13 protein-coding genes, 2 tRNA genes and 1 rRNA gene are annotated in these 14,361 nt (G+C 61.9%); 6 read left to right on the plus strand and 10 right to left on the minus strand.

The window, feature by feature from the left end; genetic code table 11:
* Positions 1–322 precede the first annotated feature (322 nt).
* The 4 genes from AC1DYS_RS27555 to ptsP all read right to left on the minus strand — a co-directional run bounded on the left by AC1DYS_RS27555 (position 323) and on the right by ptsP (position 4,397).
* A tRNA-Ala gene (locus AC1DYS_RS27555) sits at positions 323–398 on the minus strand.
* Between the two features lie 8 nt (positions 399–406).
* Positions 407–483: transfer RNA gene (locus AC1DYS_RS27560), tRNA-Ile, on the minus strand.
* Positions 484–630: 147 nt separating this feature from the next.
* Positions 631–2,161 (minus strand): 16S ribosomal RNA (locus AC1DYS_RS27565).
* Positions 2,162–2,603: 442 nt separating this feature from the next.
* The gene (gene ptsP, locus AC1DYS_RS27570) at positions 2,604–4,397 is read right to left on the minus strand and encodes a phosphoenolpyruvate--protein phosphotransferase (RefSeq protein WP_477904741.1); all 1,794 of its coding nucleotides are present in this window, start codon (positions 4,395–4,397) and stop codon (positions 2,604–2,606) included.
* Positions 4,398–4,534: 137 nt separating this feature from the next.
* Between ptsP and AC1DYS_RS27575 the strand changes: the two genes are divergently transcribed.
* Positions 4,535–5,380: a GNAT family N-acetyltransferase gene (locus AC1DYS_RS27575; RefSeq protein ID WP_477904742.1), complete on the plus strand. Its 846-nt coding sequence runs from the start codon at positions 4,535–4,537 to the stop codon at positions 5,378–5,380.
* A 25-nt stretch (positions 5,381–5,405) separates the two neighbouring features.
* Here AC1DYS_RS27575 and AC1DYS_RS27580 read toward each other — a convergent pair whose 3' ends face one another.
* The 3 genes from AC1DYS_RS27580 to AC1DYS_RS27590 form a co-directional block, all read right to left on the minus strand.
* Positions 5,406–5,675 (minus strand): HPr family phosphocarrier protein, encoded by a 270-nt coding sequence (locus AC1DYS_RS27580; RefSeq protein ID WP_477904743.1) that lies wholly within the window; start codon positions 5,673–5,675, stop codon positions 5,406–5,408.
* Complete coding sequence (locus AC1DYS_RS27585) at positions 5,644–6,093, minus strand: PTS sugar transporter subunit IIA (RefSeq protein WP_047489051.1); 450 nt, start codon at positions 6,091–6,093, stop codon at positions 5,644–5,646. Before AC1DYS_RS27585 ends, AC1DYS_RS27580 begins: the two co-directional genes overlap by 32 nt.
* A gap of 139 nt (positions 6,094–6,232) precedes the next feature.
* A complete protein-coding gene (locus AC1DYS_RS27590) occupies positions 6,233–6,766 on the minus strand; it encodes a hypothetical protein (RefSeq protein WP_477904744.1) in 534 nt (177 codons plus the stop codon).
* A 38-nt stretch (positions 6,767–6,804) separates the two neighbouring features.
* On the opposite strand from AC1DYS_RS27590, the gene AC1DYS_RS27595 reads away from it, so the two are divergent.
* Complete coding sequence (locus tag AC1DYS_RS27595) at positions 6,805–8,070, plus strand: CaiB/BaiF CoA transferase family protein (RefSeq protein WP_477904745.1); 1,266 nt, start codon at positions 6,805–6,807, stop codon at positions 8,068–8,070.
* Positions 8,071–8,222: 152 nt separating this feature from the next.
* Complete coding sequence (locus AC1DYS_RS27600; RefSeq protein ID WP_477904746.1) at positions 8,223–9,368, plus strand: hypothetical protein; 1,146 nt, start codon at positions 8,223–8,225, stop codon at positions 9,366–9,368.
* 120 nt (positions 9,369–9,488) lie between these two features.
* Here the strand turns inward: AC1DYS_RS27600 and AC1DYS_RS27605 are convergent, their stop codons facing one another.
* A complete protein-coding gene (locus AC1DYS_RS27605) occupies positions 9,489–10,175 on the minus strand; it encodes a DUF4197 domain-containing protein (protein ID WP_477904747.1) in 687 nt (228 codons plus the stop codon).
* Positions 10,176–10,187: 12 nt separating this feature from the next.
* Between AC1DYS_RS27605 and AC1DYS_RS27610 the strand changes: the two genes are divergently transcribed.
* On the plus strand, positions 10,188–10,691 hold the full coding sequence (locus tag AC1DYS_RS27610; RefSeq protein WP_477904748.1) for a TlpA family protein disulfide reductase: 504 nt from the start codon (positions 10,188–10,190) through the stop codon (positions 10,689–10,691).
* Positions 10,692–10,700: 9 nt separating this feature from the next.
* On the opposite strand, the gene lipA is transcribed toward AC1DYS_RS27610, so the two are convergent.
* Positions 10,701–11,693 carry a lipoyl synthase gene (gene lipA / locus AC1DYS_RS27615; protein WP_477904749.1) on the minus strand — a complete coding sequence of 331 codons (993 nt, stop codon included), beginning with the start codon at positions 11,691–11,693 and terminating at the stop codon, positions 10,701–10,703.
* 22 nt (positions 11,694–11,715) lie between these two features.
* Entirely contained in the window at positions 11,716–12,411 is a 696-nt protein-coding gene (gene lipB, locus AC1DYS_RS27620) for a lipoyl(octanoyl) transferase LipB (RefSeq protein ID WP_477904894.1), read from the minus strand.
* Positions 12,412–12,549: 138 nt separating this feature from the next.
* Here lipB and AC1DYS_RS27625 point away from each other — a divergent pair, with 138 nt between their 5' ends.
* Positions 12,550–14,088, plus strand: a complete 1,539-nt coding sequence (locus AC1DYS_RS27625) for a DUF4331 domain-containing protein (protein WP_477904750.1) — start codon at positions 12,550–12,552, stop codon at positions 14,086–14,088.
* Positions 14,089–14,098: 10 nt separating this feature from the next.
* The gene (locus AC1DYS_RS27630) at positions 14,099–14,353 is read left to right on the plus strand and encodes a hypothetical protein (protein ID WP_477904751.1); all 255 of its coding nucleotides are present in this window, start codon (positions 14,099–14,101) and stop codon (positions 14,351–14,353) included.
* Positions 14,354–14,361: the final 8 nt, after the last annotated feature.

Consider the following 14,361-nt stretch of genomic DNA (forward strand, 5'->3'; position numbering starts at 1 on the left):
GTCGCCTGTAATCGCCAAGGCATCCACCACATGCACTTAGTCACTTGACCCTATAATTTTGACGCCTCTCGCAAGAAGCATCGTCAAGGACTGTCTATTGAGTATTACGCGTTATGCCGTTCTTCATATCTCTTGCGAGTTGAAGTTCATTTGACGCAATCAAAATGTCACTGACGGCACGGAGCGCCATGAAGCGCATTTCCGTCAGCAACGCTGATTTTCGACTCTACAAATTGTTAAAGAACAACAGCCGATTCTTTCGAATCGCTGACGCAAATAATCGAAGATTATTTGCGTCAGCGACGATATCGATGTGAATTTTTGGTGGAGGATGACGGGATCGAACCGACGACCCCCTGCTTGCAAAGCAGGTGCTCTCCCAGCTGAGCTAATCCCCCAATGAAATTGGTGGGTCTGGTTGGTCTCGAACCAACGACCCCCGCCTTATCAAGACGGTGCTCTAACCAACTGAGCTACAGACCCATCGCGAATCTTGTGAAGCGCGAAGGTCGGTGCAGTCACGTCAGCCTGGCGCAAGCGCGCTCGGACGCTTTGGCCGGCTCACATTTCACACTGTTGTAAACGACAGCCGATAAGAGTGGGCGCTCAAATTTGAGTGCTATTTTCCAGAAAGGAGGTGATCCAGCCGCACCTTCCGATACGGCTACCTTGTTACGACTTCACCCCAGTCACGAACCCTGCCGTGGTAATCGCCCTCCTTGCGGTTAGGCTAACTACTTCTGGCAGAACCCGCTCCCATGGTGTGACGGGCGGTGTGTACAAGRCCCGGGAACGTATTCACCGCGGCAAGCTGATCCGCGATTACTAGCGATTCCGRCTTCACGCAGTCGAGTTGCAGACTGCGATCCGGACTACGACCGGTTTTCTGAGATTAGCTCCCTCTCGCGAGTTGGCAGCCCTCTGTACCGGCCATTGTATGACGTGTGTAGCCCTACCCATAAGGGCCATGATGACCTGACGTCATCCCCACCTTCCTCCGGTTTGTCACCGGCAGTCTCATTAGAGTGCCCTTGCGTAGCAACTAATGATAAGGGTTGCGCTCGTTGCGGGACTTAACCCAACATCTCACGACACGAGCTGACGACGGCCATGCAGCACCTGTGTTCTAGTTCTCTTTCGAGCACGAATCCATCTCTGGAAACTTCTAGACATGTCAAGGGTAGGTAAGGTTTTTCGCGTTGCATCGAATTAAACCACATCATCCACCGCTTGTGCGGGTCCCCGTCAATTCCTTTGAGTTTCAACCTTGCGGCCGTACTCCCCAGGCGGTCAACTTCACGCGTTAGCTTCGTTACTGAACAGCAAGCCGTCCAACAACCAGTTGACATCGTTTAGGGCGTGGACTACCAGGGTATCTAATCCTGTTTGCTCCCCACGCTTTCGTGCATGAGCGTCAGTACAGGCCCAGGGGATTGCCTTCGCCATCGGTGTTCCTCCGCATATCTACGCATTTCACTGCTACACGCGGAATTCCATCCCCCTCTGCCGTACTCTAGCCATGCAGTCACAAATGCAGTTCCCAGGTTGAGCCCGGGGATTTCACATCTGTCTTGCATAGCCGCCTGCGCACGCTTTACGCCCAGTAATTCCGATTAACGCTCGCACCCTACGTATTACCGCGGCTGCTGGCACGTAGTTAGCCGGTGCTTATTCTTCAGGTACCGTCATTAGTCCAATTTATTAGATTAGACCGTTTCTTCCCTGACAAAAGTGGTTTACAACCCGAAGGCCTTCTTCCCACACGCGGCATGGCTGGATCAGGCTTGCGCCCATTGTCCAAAATTCCCCACTGCTGCCTCCCGTAGGAGTCTGGGCCGTGTCTCAGTCCCAGTGTGGCTGGTCGTCCTCTCAGACCAGCTACAGATCGTCGCCTTGGTAGGCTTTTACCCCACCAACAAGCTAATCTGCCATCGGCCGCTCCAATAGCGCGAGGTCTTGCGATCCCCCGCTTTCACCCGTAGGTCGTATGCGGTATTAATCCGGCTTTCGCCGGGCTATCCCCCACTACTGGGCACGTTCCGATGTGTTACTCACCCGTTCGCCACTCGCCACCAGGATTGCTCCCGTGCTGCCGTTCGACTTGCATGTGTAAGGCATGCCGCCAGCGTTCAATCTGAGCCAGGATCAAACTCTTCAGTTCGATCTTGATAAATTACTCAAAGAATTGAAGTGAACTTCACTTCTATGAGCGTTTAAGGTCCATGAGACCTTGAGTCTTGCGACTCTTGGCACTCGCCTTCAAACGCCCACACTTATCGGCTGTTAGTTTTTAAAGAGCTAGCAAACTTTCGTCTGCTTTCGCTGAATTTGTTATCTCAGCGGAGCCTGTGATTTTGACATGTTTTAAATAACCTTGTCAATCTCTTGGCTATTTGCTTTTCGTTGCTGACTTCGTTTTTGCGACTTCAACTTCGTTTAGCAGAGCCTGTGATTATGACTTGTTTTCTTTCAACTCGTCAACTACTTGCTCTATTTCTTTTCTGCTTGCTGCTGGCACTGCGTTTGCGGTGTTTTCTGCAATCAGCGAAGACCACGACTGTAGCACCCTTTTTCAAGGTCGCACAAGGGGCAGCAAAAAAATCTCAATTGAGCCCTGCCAAGACTTCGGTATGCGAAGGCCTAGCAAAGAGTTCACGGCAAGCCGCTTCCGCGTCTTCGCTCTCCAAGACAGTCTTAAGTTGTGGCGTCAGCCGTCGCGTGTCCGCTCTGAGAACACGCTGTTTGACGGCCGCGATCTGCGAGGGATGCATGGAAAAACTCCGGAGCCCCATGGCCAACAGCAGTTCCGTGAATGCCGGGTCGCCAGCCATTTCGCCGCAGACACTGACGGCCTTGCCAGCCGTGCGCGCGGCGGAAATGCTCTGCGCAATGAGCTGTAGCACAGCCGGGTGCCATGGGTCATACAGATGCGCCACGGCCTCATCGGCTCGATCGATGGCCAAGGTGTACTGAATCAGGTCATTGGTACCAATCGACACGAAGTCGAAATACCGCAACAAGGAAGGCAGAGCGATCGCGGCGGCTGGCACTTCGACCATGGCGCCTATCTCGATCGCGCCGCAAGGGCGCCCCGCGTCCAGCAGCTGCTGCCGTGCCCGTGCGAGAGCTTCCAGCGCCGAACGGACCTCACTGAGGTGCGCCACCATAGGAATCAATATCCTGACTTTGCCCAGAGCGCTTGCCCGCAGGATGGCGCGCAGTTGCTGCCGGAACATCCGCGGCTCCGACAAACTCCATCGGATCGCGCGCAACCCCAGAGCTGGATTCAGAGCATGTTCATGACGCAGCTCGGTCGCACTCAGTCGATCGAGCGGCTTGTCGGCGCCAATGTCAACCGTTCTGATCGTGACCGGCAAGCCTTTCATTGCCTCCACCGCAGCTCGGTAGGCCTCGAACTGCTCGTCTTCCCCTGGCAGCTCGCCCTCCCGGTTCATGAACAGGAATTCGCTGCGGAACAAGCCAACACCGACTGCTCCCGCTTCCATGGCAGCGATCGCATCGGCCGGGAGTTCGATGTTGGCCTGCAGCTCAACGCGCTCGCCGTCCAGAGTAACGGCTGGCGTGTGCCTCAGACGCGAGAGGCGATCGCGCTCCAAGCCGCTCTGCCGCTGACGAAACCGATATTCCTCCAGCAGCAGCGGCGACGGATCGACCACAACGACCCCGTTGTCGCCATCAATGACCACCCAATCATCCTGGCGAATGATGTGACTCGCCTCGCGCGCGCCCACGACGGCAGGAATGTCCATGCTGCGCGCGACGATCGCCGTGTGGGACGTGCGCCCGCCGACGTCAGTGATGAATCCGGTGAAGATGCTGCGCTTGAACTGCAGCATGTCCGCCGGTGCAATGTCGTTGGCCACCAGGACCAGCGGGTCTTCGCCCGCAAAGTCGCGCGGGCTGACACCAGGCGCCGGGGCATAAGTGGATGACGGCCCTCGACTCATAGCCCGCAGAAGCCGCTCTACCACCTGCTCGAGATCGGCCTTTCGCTCGCGCAGGTAGTCGTCTTCCATGTCGTCGAACTGGCGGGCGATCACCTCGAGCTGGGCTGACAGCGCCCACTCGGCGTTGTAGTGCCGCTCTTGGATCCACTGCTTGGTTGCCAGCGTCAGGGTTTCGTCGCGCAGCAACATCAGGTGAACGTCGAGCAGAGCGGACAACTCACCCGGCGCATCGGCCGGCAGGTCGCGCTGCAAGGCGCTCAACTCGGCGGCCACCGCGTCGCGCGCAACGCGCAAGCGCTCGATTTCTTGATCGACCTGACTCTCTTCAACAAAGTAGTGGGCCACGTCGATTCGACTGGACGCCACCAGCACCGCACGTCCGATGGCCACACCACGTGAAACCGGCAATCCGAAGACCTGAAAGCTCATGCGAAGCATCGTAGCAGCGCGAAACCTCGTAGCACCTGGGAACGACCCGCGCCGACTGTCATCGCAGCGTCACGCCAGCTTCACGGCCGCGTCACGCCTTCGCACGACCATCAGCGCATGATCTACAGGAGAAAGCCATGAGGGACTTGCCCTTGCCGACACTGCCCATCTCTGCGCTACGTGCCGACACGTCCCGGAGGTCAGTTCATCCCCGCTCACCGCATGCCGAACCTGTCCGCGCTGACGCGGCTCGGTTTGAAGTGGTTTGGGCTCGCGATGAAAGAGACGTTCGCCAAGCGCAACAGCTGAGGCACCTGGTCTTTGCCGAAGAAATGGGCGCTCGCCTGAGCGTGCCGCATGGTTCGCCAGCAGGGCATGACATCGACATGTTCGACCCGTTCTGTGAGCACCTGTTGGTGCGAGCGACAGGCGAAGCCGGTGAACCGGGCCAAGTCATCGGCACCTACCGCGTGCTGACGCCCGAATCTGCCAAGCGCGTGGGCGGCCTGTACAGCGAAACCGAATTCGACCTGACGCGCCTGCGCCCATTGCGCTCGACCATGGTGGAGCTCGGCCGCTCTTGCGTGCACCCCGAATGGCGGTCGGGCGGCGCCATCATGGCCCTGTGGGGCGCGCTCGCCGAGTTCATGGTGCGCAACAAGCTCGACACCATGATTGGCTGCGCCAGCATCAGCATGCGCGATGGCGGCCACTTTGCTGCCAGCCTGTGGGAGCAACTCCGGCACACGCATCTGGCACCAATCGAGCTGCAAGTGACGCCGCGCCTGCCGCTGCCGGTGGAAGACCTGCAGCACGATCTGGACGTCGAAGCGCCCGCCTTGATCAAGGGGTACCTGCGCTGCGGCGCCAAGGTACTGGGCCCGCCAGCCTGGGATCCCGACTTCAACACCGCCGACCTGCCGATGATGATGCGCATCGCCGACCTGCCTGCGCGCTATCGCAAGCACTTTCTCGGCGCCTGACGCCGGGTCTGCAGATGGAGGGCGGCTACTCGCCTTCGCCGAATTTGTCGTTGATCAGGGCCAGCAAGGCATCCATGGCTGACTGCTCGTCCGGACCGGAGGTCTCGATCTCGACCTCGCTGCCCATGCCGGCAGCAAGCATCATGACGCCCATGATGCTTTTCGCGTTGACGCGGCGGCTGTTGCGGGTCATGAAGACGTCACTCTGAAAGCCACCGGCCAGTTTGGTGAGTTTGGCCGAGGCTCGCGCGTGCAGACCCAGCTTATTGCTGATGCTGATGCTTGTTTTGATCATTGGCGCCGGGTTTGTAGGCTTGGTTCTGGGGTCGCGACGTCGCCACCTGCATCACGCCTTGTGTAGCGCCGGCGACTGCACGCGCGACCACCGCATCAAGCGATTCGTCCGCATAACAGAGCGAACGCCACAGCATGGGCACGTTGACGCCGGCGATCACCTTCACATGAACACCGTCAGCCAGGCGCTGAGCCACGTTGCACGGGGTGGCACCGAAAACGTCGGTGAAGATGAGTGCGTCAGGGTTGCTCACCTGCCCCAATAAGATTCGCGCCCGCACTTCGATCTCTTCGATCGTCTCCTCAGGCAGCACGTCAAGCGCTTCGAGGCTGCGGCCACAGTCCGGGAACGTGTGCTGAGCCACCGCCTTCAAGGAAGACGCCAGAGGCGCATGGGCGATGATCAGCAAGCCGGGCATGAGGAATTATCAGAGGTTCAGCGTGAGCAAACGGCCATCGTACGGGTTGAGCAGCACTCGTCTCGCCACAAAAACCACACATAGGGCGGCACGCCACTCACTGTCCTTAACGCAAAACCGTGTCAACTGGCTGACACCATCATGACGGCAGCTTCAGGTTGTCGAAGAATGTGGCCACAGCATCGGTGCCCGGAGCGGCACCCATTGCGGTCGCCTGGAAGACCCAGGTGCCTTTGGCAAAGAACCCCGCCTCCAACGTGACCGCGCCGCCATCTGGCAGCTTTCCTCTGATTCGCACACGCTCGGCCTGCGGATTGGGCGTCATGCCGCTGACCTGCAGCGGCCCGATGGCCTGCACCGATGCCGCCAGATTGGCCACGGAGGCAGCCCGCAGCGCCGCCAACGCCGGTCCCACCCGTGCAGGCTGCTCCGTGTCCGCAGAGGCCAGCGCCCATGTCACGTCGCCGGCACGGCAAGCGGTGAGCAGCATTCGCACGCGCGCGCCATCAAGCGTCACCATGCGTGCATCGGTCGTTGGCTTGCAGGGGAACAGGGCGACCACGCCCGTGCCTTCGGGCCGCACTTCACGCCAATCCAGGGTGGGCGAACACGCGCACAAGCCCGTCAGCGCAATCGCTGCAGCCACGCGGCCGCCAATGTGAGAACACAGCATCGGGCGATTATCAGGTTGGGCTGCATGACAATCTTTGGATGAGCGCACACCCCACTTCGCCCGCTGCCACTGCCCCACAGCCACTGGCGGGCATCCGCATCCTCGATCTGTCACGCGTGCTGGCCGGGCCATGGTGTACGCAGACGCTGGCCGATCTGGGCGCAGATGTCATCAAGATCGAGCGGCCCATGAAAGATGGCGCCGGCGGGGACGATACCCGCAGCTGGGGGCCGCCCTTCCTCAAAAACCGCGAGGGGCACGACACGGCTGAAGCCGCCTATTACCTCGGCACCAACCGCAACAAGCGCTCGGTCACCGTGGACATTGCCCAACCCGAAGGCCAGGCCTTGATTCGCCGCCTGGCCGGCGAATGCGATGTGTTCATCGAGAACTTCAAAGTGGGCGACATGGCCCGTTACGGGTTGGACGCCGCCGCGCTGAGGGCGCAGTACCCGAAGCTGGTCTATTGCTCGGTCACCGGCTTCGGCCAGACAGGCCCGTACCGCGAGCGCGCCGGCTACGACTACGCCGTGCAAGGCATGGGCGGCCTGATGAGCGTGACCGGTGAACGGGATGACCTGCCCGGCGGCGGCCCGCAAAAGGTCGGCGTGGCCGTGGCCGACCTCTTTACAGGCATGTACGCCAGCGTGGCCATCCTCGCGGCGCTGCGCCACCGCGACTCCACCGGCGAAGGCCAGGTCATCGACATGGCCCTGCTCGACACCCAGGTCGCGATGCTCGCCAACCTCGGCGCCAATTACCTGACGACGGGTGTTGCCCCGCAGCGCATGGGCAATGCGCACCAGAACATCGTTCCGTACCAGGTGTTCGAAACCTCCGACGGGCACCTGATCCTGGCAGTGGGCAACGACGGCCAGTTCGCCAAGTTCTGCGGGGTGGCGGGGCGGCCCGACCTCGCCCAAGACCCACGCTACGCCAGGAACGCTGACCGTGTGCGCCACCGCGACACCCTCGTGCCGCTGCTGGCCGAGATCCTGAAGAGTCGCAAAAAACACGACTGGCTGTCTGCACTGGAGGCGGCCAAGGTGCCCTGCGGTGCGATCAACAACCTGGGCGAGGTGTTCGCCGACCCGCACGTGCAGTCTCGCGGCATGACCGTCGCCATGCCTCATCCACTGACCGACAACCTGCGCCTGGTCGCGAGCCCGATGAAATTGTCGGCCACCCCCGTGCAATACCGCCGCCCGCCGCCGCTGCTGGGTGAGCACACCAACGAGGTGCTCCATGAGCTGGGTTGGCGCACCGACGAGGTCGAGGCGCTGCGAAATCTCGGTGTGATCTAGGTTTTACCCTCAGCGCCCAAGCCTCCAAATCACCCTCCATTCGGGGGAAAGTCCATGGTCCCGTGCCACAAAGCGGTCAACTCCGACGACACTTACGCCGTGCAACAAATGGCACGCTTTTTGTCACACGACGCGACCAGCCCGAGGCTCCCATGGACATGACCGAACTGAAGCGCGCACCAATCTCGCTTGCCCAGGCCCCGCAGAACGTGCCCGTCGAGCCCGATCATTGGCGCGATGTAGTGAGCGAAATGAGCGCCGAAATCGCCGGTCCACTGACCGCGGCCCTCGACCGCGTCCAGACCCTCACCACGACCGGCCGTATTGACCGCTCCAGCCTGCGCGCCCTCGGCGACGAGATTCAGCGTGCCCGCCAGATCAGCATGTCGGGCCAGCAGATCGCCCGCCTGGCCTCGGGCCGGCTGCGCCAGACCCACGAGCGCCTGCCGCTCACCGAAACGCTGAAAGACGTGCTGACCCAGCGCGCCCGTGAAACCCAGGCCCGCAACATCCACATCAAGCAGGTGTTGCGGCCGGCCGAGGTGATCGTGGATGCCTCATTGCTGTTCAGCCTGCTCAACACCTTGTTGAGCTGGTCGATGGAACATGCACAGTCGACCATCGACTTCCGCATCGACATCAAGACCTGGCCCACGCATGCGCGCCTGGCCAGCAAGTTCGCCTACCGCCCGGTCGACCAGCAATTTGACGCGACTGAAGAGCCCGCACTGCAGGCCGCGCTCGACTCGATGACCTGGCGCCTGATGGAGCAAACCGCCTGGACGATGGGCCTGCCAATCGATCGCAAGATCGACGGCGCCAACGTCCACCTGACCATCGAATTCCCTCGCACCATCAACGACCAACTCGAAGGCGTGAGCGCCATCGAGCTTGATCAGGGCTTCTCGCCCTCGCTGAGTTCGAAGCCGCTCTCCGGCAGCCAGGTGCTGGTAGTCGCATCGCGCCGCGATGTGCGCGTGCAGGTGCGCGACGCCATCCGCAACATGGGCATGATCGTCGACTTCGTCAACTCAGTGGACGAAGCGCGCGAGTTTTGCCGCGGCGGCCTGCCGCACGCGATCGTCATCGAATCGGTACTGCGTGGCGACCGCTTCAACGACATGCGCAACGAGGTCGAGTCCGAAGGCGCCGAGGTGGTCTTCATCGAGATCATCGAAGAAGGCAACACCTTCGAGATCTCGGGTTTCGGTGGCCTCAGCATGGCCCGCGTTGGGCGCGACGCGATCCTGACCTCGTTGCCTTCGGCCCTGATGTTCGAGTTGGCGAAGACGATTTAGCTCCCAGTCGCTTCGCTCCTGCCCCTGAGGGGCGCCGCCTGGCGGCCCGGCAGAGCCGGCTCCGCGGGCGTTGCTTGATGGGCTCCACGCGTTGCTGCCGCATGCCGGAAGACGCCCGAGCTACTTCAAACTGCCGAAGACCTTTTTCAAGATCGCGCTGCCGGTACCAATGGGGTCGGCGCGGATCTTCTTTTCCTCTTCGCCGATCATCAGGTAGAGGCCGTCGAGAGCCTTCTCGGTCACATAGGACTGGATGCTCGCGTCTTGCGGCTTCAGCAGGCCAAAACTCGCTGCCTTGCCGGCCACGGCGTTGTATTTGTCGACCAGCGCCACCTTCTGCGTGGCACGCGTCACGATGGGCAGAAACTTCACGCCCAGCGGCTCGCGGGTCTTGCCAACGAAGAACTGCGTGACCGAGTTGTCGCCACCCGTCAGCACCTGCTTGGCATCTTCCACGCTCATGCTTTTGACGGCGTTCACCAGCAAGGCTTTGGCTTCGGGCACCGCGGCCTCGGCGGCCCGGTTCAGCGCCGTCTCCAACGCGTCGACGCGCTTTTGCTGTCCGGTCGCCCTGAGAAACCCGGCCGCGTCGTTCAGGAAACCAGGCAGGGGAATGTGCACCTTCGGGTTGCCAAGGAACCCATCGGTTTTGCCGAGCAAGTTGACAGCGGACGTGGCGCCCCGCTCCAGCGCGACACGGATGCCCGAGGCTGCGTCGGTCTCCGTCAGGCTGATGGCCCTCGCAGGGCTCCATGCCCCCCAGGCCATCATCGACAAGAGCGCGGGCGTAAACTTTCTTCGCTGCATGAACACATTCCCATGAAATTGAACCGCCATCTTGCCGCCGGTATCGCCGTTTTGGCAATCGGCGCCACTGCAGCCTATGCCTACCTCGGCAAGAGGGAGATGGCACCCGACGCCGCCTTCACCCGCATGGACGGTTCACGCGCTCACGTCGCCGAGTTGAAAGGCAAGGTGGTGCTGGTGAATTTTTGGGCCACCACCTGTGAGATCTGCGTGAAGAACATGCCGCAGATGATCGCGACCCACAACCGGTTCAGCGGGCGGGGCTACGAAACCCTGGCCGTCGCGATGAGCTACGACCCGCCTGCACGCGTCATCGACTTCACCGAATCGCGCAAGCTGCCTTTCACCGTGGTGATCGACAACACCGGCTCGGTGGCCCACAGCTTCGGCGACGTGCAAGGCACGCCCACCTTGGTGCTGATCAACAAGCGCGGCGAAATCGTCAAGCGATTCGTCGGTGAGCCCGACTTCGCCGCGTTGCAAAAGGCCGTCGAAGCCCTCTTGGTCGAAGCCTGAACTGACAGGTCAGACGGCGTTTGCCACGCCGGCTTCACTGGCCTGCTTGTCGGCGTGGTAGCTGCTGCGCACCATGGCACCCACGGCAGCGTGGGTGAAACCCATCTTCACCGCCTCGGCCTCGAACATCTTGAAGGTGTCGGGGTGGACGTAGCGGCGCACCGGCAGATGGTGGCCGCTCGGCGCGAGGTATTGCCCGATGGTCAACATGTCAATGCCGTGCTCACGCATGTCGCGCATCACCTGCAGGATTTCTTCATCCGTCTCGCCCAGGCCGACCATCAGGCCGCTCTTCGTCGGCACGTGGGGCGCGAATTCCTTGAAGCGCTTGAGCAGGTTGAGTGAATACGCGTAGTCAGAGCCCGGCCGCGCTTCCTTGTACAGGCGCGGCGCGGTTTCCAGGTTGTGGTTCATCACATCGGGCGGCGCGGCCTTGAGGATCTCGAGCGCACGGTCCATGCGGCCACGGAAATCGGGCGTGAGGATCTCGATGCGCGTCTGCGGCGACAGTTCGCGTACGCGCTGGATGCATTCAACGAAGTGGCCAGCACCACCGTCGCGCAAATCATCGCGGTCTACGCTCGTGATCACCACGTACTTGAGCTTCAGCGCCGCAATGGTCTTGGCCAGATTCAGCGGTTCGTCCACATCCAGCGGGTCCGGGCGGCCGTGGCCCACGTCGCAGAAGGGGCAACGGCGCGTGCACTTGTCGCCCATGATCATGAAGGTTGCCGTGCCGCCGCCGAAGCATTCGCCGATGTTGGGGCACGAGGCTTCTTCGCACACGGTATGCAACTTGTGCTCGCGCAGGATCTGCTTGATCTCGTAGAAGCGGCTGTTCTGCGAACCCGCCTTGACGCGGATCCAGTCGGGCTTCTTCAGCGTCTCGGCCGGCACGATCTTGATCGGGATGCGCGCGGTCTTGGCCTGAGACTTCTGCTTGGCCGTGGCATCGTATTTCGCCGAATCTTGAGCTTGGTGGACGACGTTGTCGGTCGACATAACTTCTTTCTGTTGAGCGTGTTCAGCTCAGGTGGGAGGCCAGCCGGTCGCCCAGCACGCGGGCAACGTCAGCCCAATCGGCCATGACGCCCAGTGTAGCCAGATCGATTGTCTGCAGCCCGGCGTAGCCGCAGGGGTTGATGCCGCTGAAGGGGCTCAGGTCCATGGCTACGTTGAGGGCCACGCCGTGGTACGTGCAGTGCCGGCTCACCTTGATGCCCAGTGCAGCGATCTTGCCGAGGCCGGCAAACGGGTCAGCCCGCGGGCCTGTCAGCGCGGCGTGGCCGAATGGATCGGCCTGGTTCACGTAGATGCCCGGTGCGCCCGCCACCCGATGGCCGGTCACGCCGAAGTGCTCAAGCGTCTTGATCACGCAATGCTCGAGGCGGTAGACGTATTCCTTGACGTAGATGTTCAGGTGCCGTAGGTCGATCAGCGGGTAGGCGACCACCTGGCCCGGCCCGTGGTATGTGACCTGCCCGCCGCGGTTGGTCGCCACGATGGGGATGCCGCGCGCATCGAGCACGTGGTCGGCCTTGCCGGCCACGCCCTGCGTGTAGACGCCTTCGTGTTCGCACAGCCATATCTCATCCGCCGTGTCGGGCGTGCGCGTTTCGGTGAAGGCGCGCATTGCAGCCTCGGCCTCGAGGTAGGGCACGCGACCGCGCAGGTGCAGCGTGGGCAGAGCCCCTCGAACCGAATCGCGATCGGTAGAAATTTCTGACACGACAGGATTGTCTCTGCTGAGCCGAAGCGTCAGCGAAAGAAAGCGCGAAACCCCTGCATCCGGCACGACAAACCCTGCGTAGTGCTGCTAACCGACCACTTTGTCGGCACACACATCAGGAGATACGACATGCAACCTTCCCTGTTCAAGGCGGCACCGCTGCTGGCGGCCGCGCTGATGGCGGTCTGCGGCACGGCCGGCGCTTCCAGCCACCGCGAAGCGCCTTTCATCACCACCGTGCCCAAGGTGGATGCGACCGACTTCTACATGTTCCGCAGCTACGAGAGCGGCCGCACGGCCTACACCACCCTCATCGCCAACTACCTGCCGCTGCAGGACGCCTATGGCGGCCCGAATTACTTCTCGCTCGATCCGAATGCGCTGTACGAGATCCACATCGACAACAACGGCGACGCCAAGGAAGACATCACCTTCCAGTTCCGCTTCAAGAACACGCTGGCCAACGCCGGCAAGGGCATCGAGCTGCCGGTGGGCGACAAGAGCGTGGGCATCCCGCTGATCCAGGCCGGCGGCGTGGCCAACGTCAAGGACGCCAACCTGAACCTGGCGGAAAGTTTCACCGTGACGGTCGTTCGCGGCGACCGCCGCAGCGGCACATCCGCCGCGGTGACCAACGCGACAGGCGGCTCGGCCACCTTCGACAAGCCGGTGGACAACATCGGCGTGAAGACCATCCCCGACTACGCTGCGTATGCGGCCAAGCACGTCTACAACGTCACCATCCCCGGCTGCTCGGCCCCCGGCAAGGTGTTCGTCGGCCAGCGCAAGGACCCGTTCGCCGTCAACCTCGGCGTCATCTTCGATCTGGTGAACGCATCGGTGGCCACCATCACCGATCCGTCCCTGATCGGCGCCGCGCCCAACACCATCGACGACAAGAACGTCACCTCGCTAGCCCTCGAAGTGCCCACGGCCTGCCTCACGGCGGGCAGCGAAACCGTGATCGGCGGCTGGACCACGGCGAGCCTGCGCCAGGCTCGCCTGCTCGACCCATCACCCAAGCCCGGCCACCAGACCAGCGAGAAAGCCGGCGGCGCCTGGACGCAGGTCTCGCGCCTGGGCATGCCACTGGTGAACGAGGTGGTGATCGGCCTGAAGGACAAGGACCGCTTCAACAGCTCCAAGCCCAAGGACGACGGGCAGTTCGCCACCTACGTGACCAACCCGTCGCTGCCCAAGCTGCTTGAAATCGCGCTGGCCTTGCCCAACACCGCACCGACCAACTACCCGCGCAATGACCTGGTGACGACCTTCCTCACCGGCATTGCCGGCGTCAACAAGCCGGCCAACGTGGTGGCGTCCGAAATGCTGAGATTGAACACCTCGGCAGCACCGGTGGACTTCGCGCAGCAGAACCGGCTCGGCATCGTCGGCAACATCCTCGCTGGCGGAAGCGACGGCGCGGGCTACCCGAACGGCCGCCGCCCGAAAGACGACGTGGTCGATATCTCGCTGGTGGCGATGATGGGCGGCTTGTGCGTTGCCAATGGCGACACGGACGCACTGGGCTTCGGCACCGCCTGCAAACCCTCGGCCGCGCCGCTCGGCAGCACGGCATTCAAGCTGCACGATGCCGTCGACCAAGCCGTCGTGCCCTTGATGACGAGCTTCCCTTACCTGTCCACGCCCAACGGCGGCTCACATTAAGGAGCGGTTCATGACAACGACACGACTCCTTCTCTCCGCGGGCCTGCTGGCGGCCGGCCTCACAGCCTGCGGCGGCGACCCCGCCCAGGCTCCGCCGGCGCCCCTGGTCGAGGTGCCGGTCTCGGCGGCCAACTCGCCTTCGGCTTATGTCACCTTCGTTCAAGCGCAGGCGGCCAGCGGCAGCGAAGCCGGTGAACCGCTGAGCCTGGACAGCTTTGCCCTGGCTCCGACCACCGAAGCCGATGAACCGGTCGCATTGAACTGACGCGACCC

The organism is Rhizobacter sp. P2_G4 (assembly GCF_056403575.1).

Coding starts and splice junctions, on each gene's coding strand:
- ptsP (WP_477904741.1), bottom strand. CDS start 4,397: ATGAGCTTTCAGGTCTTCGGATTGCCGGTTTCACGTGGTGTGGCCATC.
- AC1DYS_RS27575 (WP_477904742.1), top strand. CDS start 4,535: ATGAGGGACTTGCCCTTGCCGACACTGCCCATCTCTGCGCTACGTGCC.
- AC1DYS_RS27580 (WP_477904743.1), bottom strand. CDS start 5,675: ATGATCAAAACAAGCATCAGCATCAGCAATAAGCTGGGTCTGCACGCG.
- AC1DYS_RS27585 (WP_047489051.1), bottom strand. CDS start 6,093: ATGCCCGGCTTGCTGATCATCGCCCATGCGCCTCTGGCGTCTTCCTTG.
- AC1DYS_RS27590 (WP_477904744.1), bottom strand. CDS start 6,766: ATGCTGTGTTCTCACATTGGCGGCCGCGTGGCTGCAGCGATTGCGCTG.
- AC1DYS_RS27595 (WP_477904745.1), top strand. CDS start 6,805: ATGAGCGCACACCCCACTTCGCCCGCTGCCACTGCCCCACAGCCACTG.
- AC1DYS_RS27600 (WP_477904746.1), top strand. CDS start 8,223: ATGGACATGACCGAACTGAAGCGCGCACCAATCTCGCTTGCCCAGGCC.
- AC1DYS_RS27605 (WP_477904747.1), bottom strand. CDS start 10,175: ATGCAGCGAAGAAAGTTTACGCCCGCGCTCTTGTCGATGATGGCCTGG.
- AC1DYS_RS27610 (WP_477904748.1), top strand. CDS start 10,188: ATGAAATTGAACCGCCATCTTGCCGCCGGTATCGCCGTTTTGGCAATC.
- lipA (WP_477904749.1), bottom strand. CDS start 11,693: ATGTCGACCGACAACGTCGTCCACCAAGCTCAAGATTCGGCGAAATAC.
- AC1DYS_RS27625 (WP_477904750.1), top strand. CDS start 12,550: ATGCAACCTTCCCTGTTCAAGGCGGCACCGCTGCTGGCGGCCGCGCTG.
- AC1DYS_RS27630 (WP_477904751.1), top strand. CDS start 14,099: ATGACAACGACACGACTCCTTCTCTCCGCGGGCCTGCTGGCGGCCGGC.